Origin of the sequence: Pseudomonas sp. NPDC086251 (genome assembly GCF_044746405.1) — a bacterium.
Taxonomy (GTDB): domain Bacteria; phylum Pseudomonadota; class Gammaproteobacteria; order Pseudomonadales; family Pseudomonadaceae; genus Aquipseudomonas.
The window spans coordinates 81458-99393 of the sequence record NZ_JBIVBY010000026.1; the positions used below are offsets into that span (position 1 = coordinate 81458).

At 61.1% G+C, this 17936-nt stretch carries 16 protein-coding genes; 6 read left to right on the top strand and 10 right to left on the bottom strand.

Going from position 1 to position 17936, the window contains the following annotated elements:
• Positions 1–4: 4 nt before the first annotated feature.
• Positions 5–1144: an iron-containing alcohol dehydrogenase gene (locus ACIPL2_RS25915; RefSeq protein ID WP_401361126.1), complete on the bottom strand. Its 1140-nt coding sequence runs from the start codon at positions 1142–1144 to the stop codon at positions 5–7.
• Between the two features lie 175 nt (positions 1145–1319).
• On the opposite strand from ACIPL2_RS25915, the gene ACIPL2_RS25920 reads away from it, so the two are divergent.
• Positions 1320–2243, top strand: a complete 924-nt coding sequence (locus ACIPL2_RS25920; RefSeq protein ID WP_059406013.1) for a LysR family transcriptional regulator — start codon at positions 1320–1322, stop codon at positions 2241–2243.
• A gap of 184 nt (positions 2244–2427) precedes the next feature.
• The gene (locus tag ACIPL2_RS25925; RefSeq protein ID WP_401361128.1) at positions 2428–3774 is read left to right on the top strand and encodes a PQQ-dependent sugar dehydrogenase; all 1347 of its coding nucleotides are present in this window, start codon (positions 2428–2430) and stop codon (positions 3772–3774) included.
• A gap of 9 nt (positions 3775–3783) precedes the next feature.
• Here the strand turns inward: ACIPL2_RS25925 and ACIPL2_RS25930 are convergent, their stop codons facing one another.
• The 5 genes from ACIPL2_RS25930 to ACIPL2_RS25950 form a co-directional block, all read right to left on the bottom strand.
• Positions 3784–5100 carry an MFS transporter gene (locus ACIPL2_RS25930; RefSeq protein ID WP_401361130.1) on the bottom strand — a complete coding sequence of 439 codons (1317 nt, stop codon included), beginning with the start codon at positions 5098–5100 and terminating at the stop codon, positions 3784–3786.
• Positions 5101–5218: 118 nt separating this feature from the next.
• Positions 5219–6040, bottom strand: coding sequence for an enoyl-CoA hydratase (locus ACIPL2_RS25935; protein ID WP_401361132.1), 822 nt, complete (start codon positions 6038–6040; stop codon positions 5219–5221).
• Positions 6037–7476 carry an aldehyde dehydrogenase family protein gene (locus tag ACIPL2_RS25940; RefSeq protein ID WP_401361134.1) on the bottom strand — a complete coding sequence of 480 codons (1440 nt, stop codon included), beginning with the start codon at positions 7474–7476 and terminating at the stop codon, positions 6037–6039. Before ACIPL2_RS25940 ends, ACIPL2_RS25935 begins: the two co-directional genes overlap by 4 nt.
• Entirely contained in the window at positions 7473–8255 is a 783-nt protein-coding gene (locus ACIPL2_RS25945) for an enoyl-CoA hydratase/isomerase family protein (protein WP_401361136.1), read from the bottom strand. The genes ACIPL2_RS25940 and ACIPL2_RS25945 overlap by 4 nt, the downstream gene beginning before the upstream one ends.
• On the bottom strand, positions 8252–10342 hold the full coding sequence (locus ACIPL2_RS25950) for an acetate--CoA ligase family protein (protein WP_401361138.1): 2091 nt from the start codon (positions 10340–10342) through the stop codon (positions 8252–8254). The genes ACIPL2_RS25945 and ACIPL2_RS25950 overlap by 4 nt, the downstream gene beginning before the upstream one ends.
• A gap of 170 nt (positions 10343–10512) precedes the next feature.
• Between ACIPL2_RS25950 and ACIPL2_RS25955 the strand changes: the two genes are divergently transcribed.
• Positions 10513–11409, top strand: coding sequence for a LysR family transcriptional regulator (locus tag ACIPL2_RS25955; protein ID WP_401361140.1), 897 nt, complete (start codon positions 10513–10515; stop codon positions 11407–11409).
• Between the two features lie 182 nt (positions 11410–11591).
• Here the strand turns inward: ACIPL2_RS25955 and ACIPL2_RS25960 are convergent, their stop codons facing one another.
• The 3 genes from ACIPL2_RS25960 to ACIPL2_RS25970 all read right to left on the bottom strand — a co-directional run bounded on the left by ACIPL2_RS25960 (position 11592) and on the right by ACIPL2_RS25970 (position 13190).
• Positions 11592–11735 carry a hypothetical protein gene (locus ACIPL2_RS25960; RefSeq protein ID WP_401361142.1) on the bottom strand — a complete coding sequence of 48 codons (144 nt, stop codon included), beginning with the start codon at positions 11733–11735 and terminating at the stop codon, positions 11592–11594.
• A 92-nt stretch (positions 11736–11827) separates the two neighbouring features.
• Positions 11828–12547, bottom strand: a complete 720-nt coding sequence (locus tag ACIPL2_RS25965) for an SOS response-associated peptidase family protein (protein WP_401361144.1) — start codon at positions 12545–12547, stop codon at positions 11828–11830.
• Positions 12548–12986: 439 nt separating this feature from the next.
• Positions 12987–13190 (bottom strand): hypothetical protein, encoded by a 204-nt coding sequence (locus ACIPL2_RS25970; protein ID WP_401361146.1) that lies wholly within the window; start codon positions 13188–13190, stop codon positions 12987–12989.
• 585 nt (positions 13191–13775) lie between these two features.
• Between ACIPL2_RS25970 and nspC the strand changes: the two genes are divergently transcribed.
• The 3 genes from nspC to ACIPL2_RS25985 all read left to right on the top strand — a co-directional run bounded on the left by nspC (position 13776) and on the right by ACIPL2_RS25985 (position 16579).
• Positions 13776–14873, top strand: a complete 1098-nt coding sequence (gene nspC / locus ACIPL2_RS25975; RefSeq protein ID WP_401361148.1) for a carboxynorspermidine decarboxylase — start codon at positions 13776–13778, stop codon at positions 14871–14873.
• A 27-nt stretch (positions 14874–14900) separates the two neighbouring features.
• Positions 14901–16136, top strand: coding sequence for a saccharopine dehydrogenase family protein (locus ACIPL2_RS25980; RefSeq protein WP_401361150.1), 1236 nt, complete (start codon positions 14901–14903; stop codon positions 16134–16136).
• A 116-nt stretch (positions 16137–16252) separates the two neighbouring features.
• Positions 16253–16579, top strand: a complete 327-nt coding sequence (locus ACIPL2_RS25985) for a hypothetical protein (RefSeq protein ID WP_401361152.1) — start codon at positions 16253–16255, stop codon at positions 16577–16579.
• Between the two features lie 300 nt (positions 16580–16879).
• On the opposite strand, the gene ACIPL2_RS25990 is transcribed toward ACIPL2_RS25985, so the two are convergent.
• Entirely contained in the window at positions 16880–17554 is a 675-nt protein-coding gene (locus ACIPL2_RS25990) for a polysaccharide lyase family 7 protein (protein WP_401361154.1), read from the bottom strand.
• Positions 17555–17936: the final 382 nt, after the last annotated feature.

A 17936-nucleotide genomic window follows, 5' to 3' on the forward strand; every position in this document is an offset into this window, starting at 1 on the left:
CTGTTTACAACGACTGTTCAAGCATCGACAGGTAGTCCGCGGACGATGCTTCGCGGGGGTTGGTCTTGTGGCTGTGATCGTGCAGCGCGCCTTCGATGATCCCGGCAAACAGACTCTCATCGACACCGATGTCGCGCAGGCGGGTCGGCAGGCCCAGGCGGCGGGTCATGTCTTCGATGGCCGTGCCGATGTTCGCGCCGGCCTCAAGGCCCATGGCGTGACGCAGGCGCTCAAGCTTGCGTTCGTCTCTGACGGTGGGGGCGTTGGCGTTAAAGTCGACGACCGCCGGCAGGAAAATGGCGTTCAACGTGCCGTGGTGCAGTCTCGGATTAATCCCGCCCAGGGCGTGGGACAAGCTGTGCACGCAGCCGAGTCCTTTCTGGAAGGCCAGCGCGCCCTGCATCGACGCGCTCATCATGTTCATCCGGGCTTCGCGATCACCGGGTTCGGCGGTCGCACGCTCGATGTGTTCCCAGGCGCGCCACAGGCCATCAAGGGCAATGCCATCGGCGGCGGGGTTGAAGGCCGGGGCCAGGAACGTTTCGATGCAATGGGCGATCGCGTCCATGCCGGTGGCCGCAGTGAGCATCGGTGGCAGACCCAGGGTCAGTTCCGGATCGCAGATGGCCACGCGAGGCACCACATACGGTGAGATTACGCCCACCTTGCGACCATCGTCGAGGATCAGGACGGCGCCGCGACCGACTTCGCTGCCGGTGCCGGCCGTGGTCGGAATCGCAATCAGCGGCGCGGTGGCCGAAGTGATGCGGTCCAGTCCGCCTTCGATCACCGCAAAGCTTTGCAGCGGGCCGTCATGGGTGGCGCAGACCGCCACGCCTTTGGCCAAATCGATCGAAGAACCACCGCCGACGGCGATGATGCCGTCGCACTCGCCGCTGCGGTATTGCGCGACGGCTTCACGGACGGCGTGTTCGTTGGGGTTGGACGGGGTAGCGTCGAAAATCGCTGGCGTGCGGCTACCACCGAGGGCGGCGATGACTTTGTCGACGATACCGGCATTGCGCACGCCGACGTCGGTGACGATCAGCGGCCGGGTAATGCCCGCGCGCTCGGCCTCGGCGGCCAGATGCTGGAGGCTGTCGTAGCCGAACTGGATCTTGGTGACGTAATTGATGATGGACATGATTCACCACAAGTTATACAGGATTGTTATTGTTGCAATCGGTCTGCGGCAGGAGGGCAGTCGCTCTCTGGTCAAACCCGTTGCATTGCCTGGTCGTGGGGTGGACTATAGGGCCGTCGTGGCGAGCCTCGATACTGACAACTTTCGATACCTCTATAACTTTTAGTTAACCCTGATGACGCCCTCACTCAATTCGATCATGTCCCGCCTGCACATCAAGCAACTGCGTTTGCTGATAGCCCTTGATGAGCACGGCTCCTTGCTGGGCGCGGCCAAACAGGTGGCGCTGACACAGCCGGGCGCCAGTAAAGCCCTGCAAGAAATTGAAACCACCTTCGGCACCTCGCTGTTCACCCGTACTAACCGCGGGCTTGAGCCAAACGATGCCGGACGCTCGGTCATTCGCTACGCCAGATTGATCCAGACCGACCTTGCGCACCTGCGCGAAGAGATCATCGGCATCATGAGCGGCGAGGGCGGGCGCGTGTCGGTCGGCACCATCATGGGTGCGGTGCCGCTGTTGACCACCGCCATCAGCCGGGTGATTGCCGACCACCCGAAGCTGTCCATCGAGATCGTCGAAGACACCAGTGCCGCGCTGCTCAGCCAGCTCGACGCCGGGCGCCTGGACCTGGCGATCTGCCGGACCACCATCAGCACCACGCCTTACCTGTACGAAAGCTCGACCTTCGTCGAAGAAACCCTGGCGGTGATCGCCAGCACCCAACACCCGTTCGCCTATGCCAGGCAACTGTCGCTGAAAGACCTGGTGGATTACCGCTGGGTCGTCTATCGCGCCAACATGCCCATGCGTCTGCTGTTGGAGCGCGAGTTTCATGAGGCTGACTTGCGGTTCCCGGTGCACCTGCTGGAAACCACGTCGGCCTTCGCCACCCTCTCGTTGCTTCAGGAAAACCCGACCCTCGTCGCGCTGGTGTCGACCGACGTGGCGAAGTTCTGCTCCGGCTACGGCTTCACCACTACGCTGCCGCTGCCCATCACCTCGCGCAGCGAACCGTACGAACTGGTGTCGCGCAAAGGCGTGCCGGACTCGCCGGCGGCGAGGCTGTTACGCGAGGCATTGCTCAACCCGCTTTGAACTCAGGGCCGGTCAACAGGGTCGTTGGGGATAGTGCCCGGCTTTGCATGCGCGCATTCGTGCGATTCAGGCAAATTTGATTTGTGCCGGACGCGGTGTTTGAACGGAATCGACGCCGCGATACTTCGCAGTGATTTTGCCTGCCCAATAACTGGCCCACGGATGGCCATCGCGAGGTTAAACAATGACTGTATCCAACCGACTTATGCTCTTGATGACGACTGCCGCGCTGCTCACGGCGTGTGGTGAGTCCTCCAAACTGCCGCCCCAGGCCAGCGTCGGCCCGAGCCCTCAGTTGCCTGAACCCACCACATCGCTGATCCCCACGTTGAAAGTGTCCAAGGCCGTCGGCTGGTCGGGCAGTGACATGCCCAAGGCTCCCGCCGGTTTCACGGTGACCGCCCTGGCCGAGAACCTCGACCACCCGCGTTGGGTGTACACGCTGCCCAATGGCGATGTACTCGTCGCCGAGAGCAACCACCCGCCGATGCCGGAAGGCGCGACTGACGGCGGCACCGGCCCGATGGCCTGGGCAAAACGTACTGCCATGGGTTTTGTGATGGGCCGAGTCGGCGCGGACGCACCCAGCGCCAATCGCATTACCTTGTTGCGCGACGTTGACGGTGACGGCCGCGCCGAAGTGCAGAAGGTCTTCATGACCGGCCTGGCTTCGCCGTTTGGCATGGCATTGGTGGGCAATGAGCTGTTTATCGGCAATGCTGACGCCGTGGTCAAAGTGCCTTACGTCGAGGGGCAAACCGAGATCAGCGCGACACCGGTGAAAGTCACCGATCTGCCCGCCGGCATCAATCACCACTGGACCAAGAACGTTATCGCCAACCAGGAAGGGAGCAAGCTGTACGTCACGGTGGGCTCCAACAGCAACGTCGGCGAAAACGGCCTGGAGGCGGAAGAGGGGCGTGCGGCGATTTGGGAGGTCGACGTCAAAAGCGGCGACAAGCGCCTGTTTGCCAGCGGCTTGCGCAACCCCAACGGCCTGGCCTGGAAACCGGGTTCGACGCAGTTGTGGACCGTGGTCAATGAACGCGACGAAATCGGCAGCGACCTGGTGCCGGATTACCTGACATCGGTGAAGGACGGCGCATTCTACGGCTGGCCGTGGAGCTATTACGGCGCCCACGTCGACACCCGTGTTGAGCCGCCGCGCCCGGACATGGTGGCCAAAGCCATCTCGCCGGACTACGCACTGGGCACCCACGTTGCACCGTTGGGCCTGACGTTCTCCGATGCCCGCGCCATGCCGGTCAACTTCGCCAATGGCGTGTTCGTCGGTGAGCACGGCTCCTGGAACCGTAACCCGCAGGCGGGCTACAAGGTGGTGTTCATTCCTTTCAACGACGGCAAGCCTTCAGGTTTGCCGGTGGATTTCCTCACCGGTTTCCTCAATGCCGACGGCGAAGCGCAAGGTCGCCCGGTGGGGGTAACGCTGGATCAGCGCGGCGCGTTGCTGGTGGCCGATGATGTCGGGAACAAGGTTTGGCGCATCACACCCGCCAAACCTGCCCAATGAAGATGAAGCTTACCGGTTGACCATTTTGGCCGGTACGAACAGCACGATAATCATCGCCGAGACAAAAACGCAGATCGACACGATGACCAGCCCGCTGGTCATCGATTGCGTCAGGTCTTTCAACCAGCCGAGCAGGGCCGGGCCGGCGAAGCTGGCCAGGTTGCCAGTGGAGTTGATCAGGGCAATGCCCGCCGCCGCCCCTGCACCGCCGAGAAATGAGGTCGGCAAGGCCCAGAACATCGGCAATGACGTGATGATCCCGGCCGTGGCGATGATCAAACCGATAATTGCCAGCCACGGTGTCGAAGGGAAAAACGCACAGATCAGAAAACCCGGCACGGCCACCAACAACGGAATCACCGCGTGCCAGCGGCGTTCACGGCGACGGTCCGAACTACGGCCGGCCAGGTACATGCCAAGCAATGCGGCTACGTAAGGCACTGCCGAAATCAACCCGATCATGCGCGGGTCGGTGATCCCCGAATTACTGATGATGCTCGGTTGCCAGAAGCCGATGGTGCTGGTGCCCATGACCAGTAAAAACAGAATCCCGCACATCAGCCACACCCGGCCACCGAGCAAACCCTGGCGCACCGAACTGTGGGTTTTGTTGCTGTTGTCCTGTTTGATCTCCTCAGCCACCAAGGTCTTTTCAGCGGTGTTCAGCCACTGCGCGTCGTCGACCTTGTCGGTCAGAAAGTAAAGCACCACCACGCCCAGTATCAGCGCCGGCGCCGCTTCGATAATGAACAGCCATTGCCAGCCCGCCAGCCCGTGGACGGCGTTCATGGTGTGCAGGATGTAGCCCGAGACCAGGCCGCTGAGAATCCCCGAGACCGGGTTGCCCGCCATCAACAGGGCGACCATTTTGCCCCGACGATGGGCCGGGAACCACAAGGTGAGGTACAGCACGATGCCCGGAAAGAAACCCGCCTCGGCGATACCCAGCAAAAAGCGCAGCACATAGAACTGCAGGGGCGTTTGCACCAGCGCGGTGGCGGCTGAAATCAACGACCAGGTGATCATGATGCGGGCGATCCAGCGCCGAGCGCCGACCCGGTGCAGGATCATGTTGCTCGGCACTTCGGCGAAGAAGTAGCCGATGAAGAAGATGCCGGCGCCGAGGCCATACACGGCATTGCTGAAAGACAAATCGTTGAGCATGGTCAGCTTGGCGAAGCCGACGTTGATGCGGTCCAGGTAACTGACGACGTAGCAGAGAAACAGCAGCGGCATGAACCGCCACATGATTTTCTTGAACGTCGATTCAGCCAGGTCCAGGTGGCGGGCGCTGGCCGTTTGTTCCACGGTGTTGAGACTAGTCATCGCTGACTCCTTGTTATTTTTATTGAGTACTCGAGGTATCAGTACGGCCTCATCGCCAGCGGACGTTGATTGCAGGTTCCACTGGCGATTGTCGCAGTTCGGCCGGCGCTTGTGAGGCTCAGCGGCCGCTGAAGCGTGCCGGTCGTCGTTCGATGAAGTGCGCGACCCCTTCCTTGAAGTCCTCGCTTTGAATGCTCAGGAACATCTCGCGGTTGGCCATCGCGATAGACTCGGTCAGGGTCTGGAACGGTGACTCGCCTAATTGATGCTTGATCACCTTGACCGAACGTGGCGAGACGTTGAGGGCGATGTCTTCGGCATAGGCCAGCGTTTGTTCCAGCAGTTGATCGGCCGGGTACAGCCGTTGCACCAGGTTCATGCTCAAGGCTTCTGGCGCCGTCACTTTGCGCGATGACAGCAGCAGGTCCGCTGCATGGCCCGGACCGACGATGCGTGGCAACAAATAGGCGATGCCGTGTTCGGCGATCAACCCGCGCTTGGCGAACGCAGTGGAAAACACCGCCGATTCGCTGGCAAAGCGCATGTCGCTGTAGAGCGCCAGGACCAGGCCCAGGCCGGCAGCGGCGCCGTTGATCGCGCTGATGATCGGTTTACGCACCGCCGGAAAGTACGAGTAGCGGCTCTGGTAATCGGCCCGGCGGTTCATGTCATAGGCACGCATCCAGGCCATTTCGCTGATGTCGTCGGGTGGCAGGACTTCGAGTTCATCAATGTCCATGCCGGCGCAAAACGCCCGACCGCTACCGGTCAGCACGATCACGCGCACGCTGTCGTCGCGGTCAAGGCGGGCAAAGGCTTCGCGCAGTTCCTGCTCCATGACTTTGGTCAGGGCGTTCATTTTTTCGGGGCGCATCAGCGTGACCACAGCAACGTGCTGCTGGGCACCGGCGCGGGTGATTTCGATCTGCTTGAACATCATGCTTGCTCCTGCGTACGGGCGACGGGCAACTGAATCGCGCGCAGCTCAACGAATTCTTCAATGCCGAAGGTGCCGCCTTCGCGACCCAACCCTGAGTCACCGAAACCGCCGAACGGGGCTGCGGCGTTGTACGGCGCGCCGTTGACATCCACTTGGCCAGCGCGCAGCTGTCGGGCGATGTGAAGGGCGTGTTCAGTGCTGCCCGCCCAAACTGCGGCGGCCAGGCCGTAGGCGGTGCCATTGGCGATATCGATGGCCTGCTGCTCATCGTCATAGGTGATGACGCTGAGGACCGGGCCGAACACTTCCTGTTGTGCCAGCGTCGACTGCGCCGGCACGCGTCCGAAAATCGTCGGCGCGATGAAGTAGCCACGCTCGGGCAGGGCGGCGTGGCTGCCGCCGGCAATCAGGTCGTAGCCCTGGGCTTCGCTGTCGACGATGAACGACTGCACGCGGTCCCGATGTGCCGCCGACACCAGCGGCCCCATGCGCGTGGCGGCCTCGCGCGGATCGCCGAGGGTCAGGCGCGTGACCGCCTGCGCCAGCAAATCGCGGTACTGTTCATACAGCGCGGCGGGCACCAGCAGCCGGGTCAACGAGTTGCATGACTGGCCCGAGTTGAGGAAGCACGAGCCGATGACCTGACGCACCACGTTTTCGATGGGGGCATCCGCCGTGGCAATGCACGCCGATTTACCGCCCAGCTCCAGCGCCACGCGCTTTAACGCCTGACCCGCTGAGGCGGCGATACGCCGGCCCACGGCGGTGGAGCCGGTGAACGACAGCATGTCGACCTCCGCGTGGTCGACCAAGGCCTGACCGGTGGCGGCGTCGCCCAGCACGATGTTCAGCACGCCGTTGGGCAGACCGGCCGCCAGGGCCGCTTCGCCCAGGGCTTGGGCGGTGCAGGGCGCCAGTTCCGACGGCTTGAGCACCACCGTGCAACCGGCGACCAGCGCCGCCGCGACCTTGCCGGTGATCTGGTGCAGTGGATAGTTCCACGGCGTGATGGCGCCGACCACGCCCACCGCAACGTGAGTGATGGTCGAGTGGCCGACGCTGGTATCCGCCAAACACTGCGCGGCGAGATCGGCGGTTGCGCGCCATGCCAGCAGCGGCGCTTGAACCTGTATCCGTTGCGACAGTTTCAGCGGCATGCCGACTTCAGCGGCAATGCCCGCCGCCAGATGTTCGACGTGTTCTTCAAGCTGATCGGCGATGCCGCGAACGTAGTCGGCGCGGACGTTCACTGGCAGCGTCGACCATGCCGCGAAGGCGTTTTTTGCGGCGCGAACGGCGAGATGGATTTCCTCGTTCGTGCCATGAACAACGTTTGCCAGTTGCGCTACGGTAGCCGAGTCATAAACGGTCGTGTGCTGCGCTGAATGCGCGGCCATCCAGGCGCCGTCGATCAAGTGATGTCGGTAGTCAGTCATTGGGTGTTTCCTTTGCGTGCACGGGCGTCGAGAAACGCGCGCATCGTGGTCTGGGGTTCGCCGCTGGCGTAACACTCGAGTTGGGCGCGGATGCCTGCGGTGCAGGCGTCGTCAAAGCCCGGTTGCGTGAGCGCCCGGAAGCGTTGTTTGGATTGGCGGATGGCCGTCGCCGGATGCTGTGCCAGGGAACGGGCGCGGGTGAGGGCGGTGCCCAGCACGTCGACGTGCGCCAGCTCGGTGATCAGCCCGATTTCGTGGGCGCGCTGGCCACTGATCAACTCCCCGGACAACGACAACTGGGTGTTGTGCGTCAGGCTGGTGTGCAGTGACATCAGGTAGGAGCCGACGATGCTGGCCAGCCCGGCCTTGACCTCCGGTTGACCGATCCGTGCTTCGGGCGATGCAATCCGCCAGTCGGCACACAGCGCCAGTTGCATGCCAGCCCCGGCCGCCACGCCGTTAATGGCTGCCACGCAGGGCTTGGCCAGATCGCGCACGGCCTGATACATGGCGCGCTGCGCGGTCAGCCAAGACGCGATTTGTTTCCACTCGATGACGCTGGCTTCTTCCAGGTCCTGCCCGGCGCAAAACGCCCGGTCGCCGGCGCCGGTCAGGACGATGGCGCGCACTTCGGGGTTGTGATTGAGCTGCTGCAGCGCCGCGATCAATGCGCTGCGCAGGGTCTGATTGACTGCGTTGAGACTGGCGGGGCGATTGAGGGTGACCAGTGCCACGCCACCCTCCTGGATCTCCACCAATACGCTCCGAGTCATACTCATGGGGCCTCCCGGTATTCAATAACGGCATCCACCGCCACCACGCCGTCGGCCATGACCATGACCGGGTTGATGTCGATGCTCAGCAGGTGCGCGCGCTGCTGCACTGCGAAGTTGCCGAGGGCGACGGCGGCATGGGCCAGCGCCAGGGCGTCGAGTGGTGGCTGGCCGCGCACGCCTTTGAGCACGGGAGCAATGCGCAGTGTGCCGATCGCGGCCAGCGCTTCGGTCACACTGAACGGTGCCAACAGCGACACGGTGTCGTTGCGAACTTCCACCAGCGTGCCGCCTTCACCGATGGCCACCAGCGGGCCGAACAGCGGGTCGACGACCACGCCGAGCATGAATTCATGCAGCCCTTTCACCGAGCGGGCGACGATCAGCCGGCCGTGGGGCACGCCGAGCCGATCCAGCGTTCCCAGGCACCGCCGCGCAGCGTCCGCGACCGCCTGCGGATCGGCGAGGTTGAGGTGCACCAGGGCGTGTTCACTTTTATGCGGGATCTGCGCGGCGCAGCCCTTGAGCACCACCCGCGCACCGAATTCGGCGGCGATTTTCGCGGCGGTTTCCGGGTCGTGGCACACCGCGTGTTCAACCACGGGCACGCCGGCGCTGGCCAGCAGGGCAAGGCTTTCGGCTTCATCCAGAAGCCCGGTATACGTGCGAGGGGCGGCGGCAGGTTGCGCGGTTGGCGGTGCTCCGCGCCATTGGCAGCTACTGGCGTATTGCTGGAGCGCCGCCACGGCATCGCTTTCATGGCGAAAAACCGGCACGCCTGCTTTCTCGAATTGAGCCCTGACCTCGGCTTGCGGTGCGCTCATGACCAGTGTTTTGCCGGTGCGCCGCATAAAGCGTCCGGTGGTCTGCGCCAATCCCGGCACGTCGTAACCGGGGCCGGCGACCGGGATGCCGATCAGGAACATGTCGGCTTGCGGATCGTCACCGAGTGCTTCGAGCACCCGAGGGAACATCTCGCCGTTGCCCAGCAGGGCGGCGGTCAGGTCCAGCGGGTTGGCGGCGGTGGCGAAGTCAGGAATAAGCGATTTCAGGCGCTCGCGGGTTTGCGCCGACAGTTCGCTCAGGGGCAACCCGACGCGCTCGGCGGCGTCGGCGCAGAGCACGCCGACGGCACCGCTGTGACTCATGATCACGGTGCGCCCGGCACCCGGCGCGTAGCCGTTCAGGTAGAGCGGGGCGGCGTTGACCAACTCATGCACGTCGTGGGCGCGGCAGATGCCGTGGCGTGCCAGAAAGGCATCGAGCGCGCCGTCCGCGCCGATCATCGCGCCCGTGTGGGACGCCGCGGCGGCTGCGCCCTTGTGGCTGACGCCGCCCTTGAGCAGGACGATGTGGCTGCCGTTTTGCCGCGCCAGGTACGCCGCTTCCGCGAGCATTTGCGGGTTGGAAACACTCTCCACGTACACCAGGATCAGGCGGATCTGCGGGTCTTCGACGCAATGACGAACCAGTTCGGAAACGCCCAGGTCGGCGTCATTGCCGGTGGCCGCCAGATAGCGCACGCCATAACCTTGCTCACGCAGCATGGCGTAGGGCATGACGCTGGCCGCGCCGCTCTGGCTGACGATGGCAATCGGACCGTCCTGCGGCAGCACTTCCATGAACATGGTGCTGAAATTCAACACCGCGCCCGTGGCGAAGTTGGCGAAGCCCTGGGCGTTCGGGCCGATCAGGCGCATGCCGTGCAAGCGGGCGTAATCGACCACCTCTTGCTGCAACTGGCGACCGCTTTCGCCGGTCTCGGCGAACCCGGAGGCCATTACCACTGCCGTGGCCACGCCGGCCCGGGCGCAGTCCTTGATGGCTTCGACCGCGTTCGCGCCGGACACCGCGATGATGGCGGCCTGCGGGACGACGTCCAGCGCACTCAGGCTGGGGTAGCACGCCAGCCCTTGCACCGTGTCGCGCTTGGGATTGATCGGGAGGATGCGGCCCTGGTAGCCGAACTTGAGCATGTAGTGAATGGGGCGTCCGCCCACTTTATTGGGATCGTCCGATGCGCCGATGACGGCGACACTGGATGGATTGAGCAGCAGTGACGCTGCCGGGCGGGTTTTATTGTTATGGGCCATGGGGCGCTCGTTTCAGGAGGTTTGGCTTCAGGTCTGATTCGAGTCTAGGGAGGGTGGGAGTCATGCGGAAGTGTCATAGAGGCGATATCAGGTAGACGAAAAAGTGATGGCTTGGGCTTGCTGGATGGCTTATGTTTCAGGCTCATTCCGCCCCAGGTACCGGCCACTCCATGAACCTCAAACAACTGCAAAGCGTGGTGTTGATGGACGAACTGGGCTCGATTTCCCGCACGGCCATTGCCTTGGGCACCGCGCAGTCGCTGGTCAGCCGGCAACTGGCTCAACTGGAGCTGGAATGGGGGGATCAATTGTTCGTGCGCACCGGGCGCGGGTTGGTGCTGTCGGACTTCGGTCGGCTGGTGCTGCCGGAAATCCGCTTGCTGCTCGAACAGTCCGAACGTTTGGAGACGTTGGTCAAGGAGTCGTCGGGAATACCGGCAGGCGTCGTCCACATCGGCGTGTTGCCATCGATGTCACGTCGGCTGCTGCCGTTGCTGTTCACCGAGCTGCAAACCCATGCGCCGGCCGTGCGCCTGCATGTGGTGGAAGGGTTCAGTGGCGATCTGGATGAGCAACTGGCGGCTGGGCGCCTGGACCTGATCGTGGTCAATCGCTATGGCGTTTCCAATAGTCGGGACGAGGAAACCCTGGGTCTGGTCGACACCTACCTGGTGGGCAAGGCCGGCAGTCTGCGGGCGTATGGCGACGGTATCGACTTTGCGGCGTTGTCAGGTTTCCCGCTGATTTTGCCGTCGCGCCCCAATGGCCTGAGGACCACCCTTGATCAACTCGCCCGCAAGCATCAGATCGAGCTGACCGTGGCGATTGAAGTCGACACGCTCAATGCGATGAAGGATGTGGCCACTTCGGGCGGGGCGTTTACGATACTGCCGCTGCTGGCGGTGCAGGACGATCAGGCACGTGGCTGGCTGGACGCCGTGCGCATCATCAACCCGGACATCAAGCGCACCATCGCCATGGCGTTTACCCGCCAGCATCCGCTGTCGAAAGCGGCCCGAGTGGTGGGCAATCATGTACGGGAACTGGCGAAATCCCTGCTGGTTTAAAGGACGCACCTCGAAAGCTACAAGTCGCCTGAGTGCCGAAATTTACGTCTCATCACTCATCCCCTGTGGGAGCGGGCTTGCTCGCGAAGGCGATTTCACTTTCAACATCAATGTTGACTGACCCACCGCCTTCGCGAGCAAGCCCGCTCCCACAGGATCTTCGGTGTTTTGCTGATCGGATTTCAGGCATAAAAATCATCCTGAACCACCCCTGTGTTTTCAACTGCCCGGTTGGCGAGCTCGGCGTTGTGAACGAGCCGACACAGCACGACGACGATCATGATCGACAGCAGTGGCCAATAGAGGAAAATGGCTTTCAGGAGCATGGCGTCACCTCGTGCTTGATCTCATCGCGCATAACCTGCTGGATCAGAGTGGCCCTTATTCATGACGGAATCGCTGTCATCGCCGACGCTGATTATCCGTTGTTGACGAAACCTCCACCCGCCACCCTGACTTCACTGATCGGCTCAATCAGCTCGGCCCCCTGGTTACGCACGTTGCCCACCGCCCGGTCGACCTTGAACCACTCGAACGCTTCGCTCGGCTCACCCTGGAACAGCACCAGCTGTTCGGCGCGCTGCGCAGGTGTCGCCGGGTCCATCCATTCGCGGCCTAGTTCCGAGGAGAGCGCCACCGGGCGACGGTCATGGACGTCCACCATACCGCCCGCACTGTCGGCGGTAATGATGACGAAACCGTCATGCTCGCCCGGCTCATGCCCGGCGGTGGGGTACTGGCCAATCGCGGCACACAGGATTGGCGCCTGATCGCGTCGGCGGATCAGGTAAGGCTGTTTCTTCGGTCCGCCTTCATCGACCCATTCAAACCAGTTGTCGATTGCGACGATCGCCCGGTTCGGCCAGATCGCCTTGAAGAAGGGGCCGTGGGCGACTTTCTCGACCCTGGCATTGATGGGCGCGGCTCGGTCCTTGGCCCAGTGCGGCCGCCATCCCCAGCGCACATTGTCGGCGTGCAGCACGTTGCCTTCCTGGTGGAAGAGGGCGAGCTGCGTCGTCGGCGCGGCGTTGTAGCGCTCGAATGGCTGGTCACCGACGTGATTGACCAGCGCGTCGGGGATGCTCAGCACGGCTACGAAGTCGTGAATGCCCCGGTACTGTGAAAGTCTCCCGCACATGGCCAGATCCTCACCTTGAATGTTCAGCGTAGATCATCAGGCGGCTGTTTGAACGGCTGGAAGGCTTGGCGCTGCTGGCCATTGAACTGTGGGGAGCGAAATACGTCCAAGCACTACGCGCAGTTTTGCGCGAAGTGTTCAATTTTCTGTAAACGTGCCAAAGGCCGGGAGAATGTGATGGGGAGGCGCAGGATGATCAAATTTCTGGCGGCTTACCTGTCCGTCTGCTGCCTTCTTGGATGGGGCGTGGCCCAGGCATCGCCCTGGATTGCCTCTCATCTTCTGCTGAAGTGGATGATGTAGTGGCGCATGTCCGCAGCGACACTTCGCCAATCACCCCTTTCAAAAACGCCAGAGTCGACTGCCTGTGTGCGAATCAACTCTGACGATTCCGACCGTTGCCTGAAGGGTGACGCATGGGCACTCAAATCAAACGCAATCAGATCAAGTAGCCAACAGCCTGACTCAGGTGGTTATCCTGCGCGCTGGCGATGAGGTGCAGTGGCATGTGTTGCGCATCAATGGAGGGGACTTCCAGACTGCCTACAACGTGCAGGTGTCGCTCCCTCAGTGCGGCCGACTCTTCTGCCTTTGCCATAACCATTCTCGCGTGATTCGCTGCGATTTCATTGAGCGTTGACACGTTACATCTCCCGGTGACTGACCAAGCGTATCGCTGGAGTCCTTAAGCGTTAATTGAGTGCCGCCGCGTCAGAATTACGTCGTTCCGGGGCTGGCAAGAGCGTCCCGTGCAATCCTTAAGCCAGACATACGCGGGTATTGGGCGCCAGGTTTTCGTAGGCGACGAATGGTGAATCGGGGGCACTTCCTGAACAATAAAACACTTTCGTGTCCGTCTGGTGACAGGCCTGTCGGGCCCAATGTTAGTTTTGTTCAGCCTTGTGTTCAGGACACTTGGCGCGGCTGTGGGTAAAGTCAGTATCGTTCGCCCGGCCAGGTGTGTTTCAGATGGATTCTGAATGGCCAGCAACTGGTCAGGGTGGGCACCCGGTTTCTATTAAGGGTGGTGTAATCTTTCCGGCTGAAAGCATTCTGCTTTCTGCCCCCGCGTTGCCTTGGCCTCCACGCCATCCGGCGCATCGCACTCAACCTGGCAGCCACGCAAGGCGTAGACTCGGCAAACTGTGCGTTCTGCTCTTTCGATATGGAGCAAGTGAAGGCACAATGCGCATCCTTTTTTGGCTGGCCTTGCCGGAGGCGCCTCGAAATGATCAAAACGCCGTACTACCTCATCGATAAACAGAAGCTGCTGGTCAACCTGAAAAAGATTGCCTATGTGCGCGAACAGTCCGGGGCCAAGGCCCTGCTGGCACTCAAGTGCTTCGCCACCTGGTCGGTGTTCGACCTGATGCAGCAATACATGGACGGCACCACGTCGTCGTCGCTCTATGAGCTCAAGCTCGGTCGTCAGAAGTTCGCGGGCGAGACTCACGCCTACAGCGTGGCCTGGGCCGACGACGAAATCGAAGAGATGCTCGCCAACTGCGACAAGATCATCTTCAACTCCATCGGTCAGTTGCAGCGCTACACCGAGGCTTCAGCAGGCAAAGTGCGCGGTCTGCGGGTGAATCCGCAAGTCAGCAGCTCGGATTACCTGCTGGCCGACCCGGCGCGCCCGTTCAGCCGTCTGGGCGAGTGGGACCCGGAGAAAATCGAGCATGTCATCGAGCAGATCTCGGGCTTCATGTTCCACAACAACTGCGAGAACGACGACTTCGGCCTGTTCGACCAGATGCTGTGCACCATCGAAGAGCGTTTCGGTCATCTGCTGCACAAGGTCGAGTGGGTCAGCCTCGGCGGCGGCATTCACTTCACCGGTGAAGGCTACGCGCTCGACGCCTTCTGCGCGCGGCTCAAGGCGTTCTCGCAGAAGTACGGCGTGCAGGTCTACCTGGAACCGGGCGAAGCGGCCATCACTCAGAGTGCCTCGCTGGAAGTCACCGTCCTCGACACCCTCTACAACGGCAAGCACCTGGCCGTCGTCGACAGCTCCATCGAAGCGCACATGCTCGATCTGCTGATCTATCGCCTGAACGCCAAGCTGGCGCCTAGCGAGGGCGAGCACACCTACATGGTCTGCGGCAAATCCTGCCTGGCCGGTGACATTTTCGGTGAGTATCAATTCAGCCGTCCGCTGGCTATCGGCGACCGGTTGTCGTTCGTCGACGCGGCGGGTTACACCATGGTCAAGAAGAATTGGTTCAATGGCCTGAAGATGCCGTCCATCGTAGTGAAACAACTCGATGGTAGTGTCGAGGTGGTTCGCGAGTTCGGTTACAACGACTACATGACCAGCCTTTCGTAAGCTGGCTAAGAAGGAGAGAGAGAAAAATTGAAGAAGAACGTACTTATCATTGGTGCAGGAGGTGTCGCCAAGGTGGTGGCCCACAAGTGCGCGCAGCACAACGACGAACTCGGTCGTATTGCTATCGCGTCGCGCAACATCTCCAAATGCCAGGCCATCATCGACAGCGTCAAGGCCAAGGGCAGCCTCAAGCAGCCCGCTGAGATCAAAGCCTTCTCGCTGAATGCTCTGGACGTCGAGGCGACCAAAGCCCTGATCCGCGAAACCGAATCGCAGATCGTCATCAACGTCGGCTCTGCCTTCCTCAACATGTCGGTGCTGCGTGCCTGCATCGATACCGGCGCGGCCTACCTGGACACTGCTATTCACGAAGAGCCGGGCAAAATCTGCGAGACGCCGCCCTGGTACGGCAACTACGAGTGGAATCACCTCGAGGAATGCCAGCAGAAGAACATCACCGCCATTCTCGGCGTGGGCTTCGACCCCGGCGTGGTCAATGCCTATGCAGCACTGGCGAAGCAAGAATATTTCGACAGCATTGATTCGATCGACATTCTCGACGTCAATGCCGGTTCCCATGGCAAGTATTTCGCCACCAATTTCGACCCGGAAATCAATTTCCGCGAGTTCACCGGACAGGTGTGGAGCTGGCAGAACAGTCAGTGGACCAGCAACACCATGTTCGAAGTCAAACGCACCGACGACCTGCCGGTTGTCGGTTCGCAGAACCTGTACCTGACCGGCCACGATGAAGTGCACTCCCTGTCGAAGAACCTCGGCGTGCCCAACGTTCGTTTCTGGATGAGCTTCGGCGAGCACTACATCAATGTGTTCACCGTACTCAAGAACCTCGGCCTGCTCTCCGAGCAACCGGTCAAGACGGCCGAAGGCCTGGAAGTCGTGCCGCTGAAAGTGGTCAAGGCCGTACTGCCTGATCCAAGCTCGCTGGCTCCCGGCTACACCGGCAAGACCTGCATCGGCGACCTGGTCAAGGGCACCAAGGATGGCCAGCCGCGCGAAGTCTTCATCTACAACGTGGCCGACCACGAAGAAGCCTACGCAGAAACCGACAGCCAGGGTATTTCCTACACTGCAGGCGTGCCGCCCGTAGCGGCGGCCCTGTTGGTCGCCCGGGGCGAGTGGGACGTGCAACGCATGGTCAACGTCGAGGAGCTGCCGGCTGAGCCGTTCCTCAAGGCGCTGGACGTGATGGGCCTGCCGACCCGCATCAAGGACGAAAATGGAGATCGTCCCTGGAGCTGAAACGCCTGAGGCTCGCTCAATCGATGTGAGCCTCATCGCCCGCTCCAAACGCAAAAACGCCGCTCATTTGAGCGGCGTTTTGGTTTGTGCGTAGAGGGCAGATATTGGCGCAGGTGGTGAATGAATTTGCCGGTGGTCGGCCATTTGGAATTACTGGTGCTGGCCGTACTCCACTACCCGAGGGACAGCTGTCTCTCGATAGCGGTGACATCCGCCTCGAGGCAAATGCAATGACGTCGTTCGAAGAGTTCAGAACTACATCGCACAAGCTTCTGATAGAGCTGGACGCTGCGACCACCAAGATGATGATGCTGGTGTCCGCCAAAGAGGTCTCAGGGCCTTTTTGGGATGACGCAACGCTCCGCCATCATGATGCCGTTGAGGCATGGCATGCCTTTCTTAATCTGCGAACCGGCGCCGAGCCGGGTCCATTGGATGTCTGAGCACGGTTAATAGCCGCTCGCCTGGAACCCGAAAACAGGTAGTGCCCAAGCCTATAAAGCCAAGGCAAAAGGTTATTAGACGTGCCGGGCCTTCTTTGTTAAAAAATAAGTGCATAGCTGCGTTCAGCACGCCAATGCATCCCCATTCGTTGAATGGAAATCGCCCAACATTGAGCTGGGCAACGATCAATGAGCCTGATTGCCGATACAGGGACTGGTAATTGCGACTTTGGCCAACTGCTCGCGCACTTGCATCGGGCTCATTGATCCCCTTCGTTTTCTGCCTTAATCCCGACTATATCAACCGTGAGTGATGGACAGCTCGCTGATGACGCAGGCTGAGCCGTCTTGCGGGTCGGTGGTTTCGGAGTAATCAATCTGGTTGTAGACACCGCCGTGGAAGGCGAGGGTCTTGGTGTCCCAGGTGTTGTCGAGCCGCATGATTGCGGAGGTGGATTGAACGCCGTTACAGCTCGCCGATACGGAAACGGCACCGCTCGAATTGGCGTGAATGTTGATCTTGAACAGCGCGCCGAGCGGCACGTTCTCCAACACCGTCGAGTTGACCGGATCGTCTTGCAGGTAACTCGACCGGAACCCCATGATGATTTTGCCTTTGTTCCAGAACACCTTGACCGGAGGTCGTTCTGAATCCTTCACATGAATCTGGGCGATCACCACCTTCTGCAGCGAGTTGACCTTGGTCAGGCGCATTTCCTGGCGGTTCCAGTGGTTTGCGGCGCTGGAGAACAGCCAATACCCCGGCTCCTTCCATTCGCAACGGGTGCGTTTCGTACTCTTGCTTGACGCTCCGAGGGTGGGCGCCGTCATCTGCAGCGAACCGTCAGGCTGCATCGATACGACGTCCGGGCATTCGACCAGTGCCCGCCAACCGATGAGCTCAAGCGCAATCGGGTTGGTGTCGGAGATTGGAAGCGGGGTGGCGATGGTGAAGTTAGTGATGTCTACAGTCATGGTGTGTGCCTCATTCCATTGATATTGCCGTTGCTCGATTGAGCCCTTCGTTTGATGCAGGCCTACATCCCGCTGCCCACTCGGTGAATGGGCAGAGGCGATGTTTTCCGGTGAGGCGGTATTGGCGGATCTCTCGGCTGGGTGGAATGAACATAACCGTTAGGTAACTTATTGTGCAATACCTGTTGGTAACTAAAATTGCATTAGTGCATAAAAAATCTTGTTCAAGGCCGTAGTGAAGGCTTGATTTGGTGTGTATATCCGTTATTTGGGTTATGGCCGCTATTGGTTTCGCCCTTACGGCGAGTCACTTTCGAAAAGCGCGAAAGTAACCAAAGCGCTTCTGCCCTTTCGTTCGGTGCCTCGCTAAGGCTCGGCATGC

Excerpts from the sequence above, each read along its gene's own strand:
- ACIPL2_RS25925 (WP_401361128.1), top strand. The coding sequence starts at position 2,428 with ATGACTGTATCCAACCGACTTATGCTCTTGATGACGACTGCCGCGCTG.
- ACIPL2_RS25915 (WP_401361126.1), bottom strand. The coding sequence starts at position 1,144 with ATGTCCATCATCAATTACGTCACCAAGATCCAGTTCGGCTACGACAGC.
- ACIPL2_RS25935 (WP_401361132.1), bottom strand. The coding sequence starts at position 6,040 with ATGATGTTCAAGCAGATCGAAATCACCCGCGCCGGTGCCCAGCAGCAC.
- nspC (WP_401361148.1), top strand. The coding sequence starts at position 13,776 with ATGATCAAAACGCCGTACTACCTCATCGATAAACAGAAGCTGCTGGTC.
- ACIPL2_RS25945 (WP_401361136.1), bottom strand. The coding sequence starts at position 8,255 with ATGAGTATGACTCGGAGCGTATTGGTGGAGATCCAGGAGGGTGGCGTG.
- ACIPL2_RS25965 (WP_401361144.1), bottom strand. The coding sequence starts at position 12,547 with ATGTGCGGGAGACTTTCACAGTACCGGGGCATTCACGACTTCGTAGCC.
- ACIPL2_RS25950 (WP_401361138.1), bottom strand. The coding sequence starts at position 10,342 with ATGGCCCATAACAATAAAACCCGCCCGGCAGCGTCACTGCTGCTCAAT.
- ACIPL2_RS25960 (WP_401361142.1), bottom strand. The coding sequence starts at position 11,735 with ATGCTCCTGAAAGCCATTTTCCTCTATTGGCCACTGCTGTCGATCATG.
- ACIPL2_RS25940 (WP_401361134.1), bottom strand. The coding sequence starts at position 7,476 with ATGACTGACTACCGACATCACTTGATCGACGGCGCCTGGATGGCCGCG.
- ACIPL2_RS25955 (WP_401361140.1), top strand. The coding sequence starts at position 10,513 with ATGAACCTCAAACAACTGCAAAGCGTGGTGTTGATGGACGAACTGGGC.
- ACIPL2_RS25990 (WP_401361154.1), bottom strand. The coding sequence starts at position 17,554 with ATGACTGTAGACATCACTAACTTCACCATCGCCACCCCGCTTCCAATC.
- ACIPL2_RS25920 (WP_059406013.1), top strand. The coding sequence starts at position 1,320 with ATGACGCCCTCACTCAATTCGATCATGTCCCGCCTGCACATCAAGCAA.
- ACIPL2_RS25930 (WP_401361130.1), bottom strand. The coding sequence starts at position 5,100 with ATGACTAGTCTCAACACCGTGGAACAAACGGCCAGCGCCCGCCACCTG.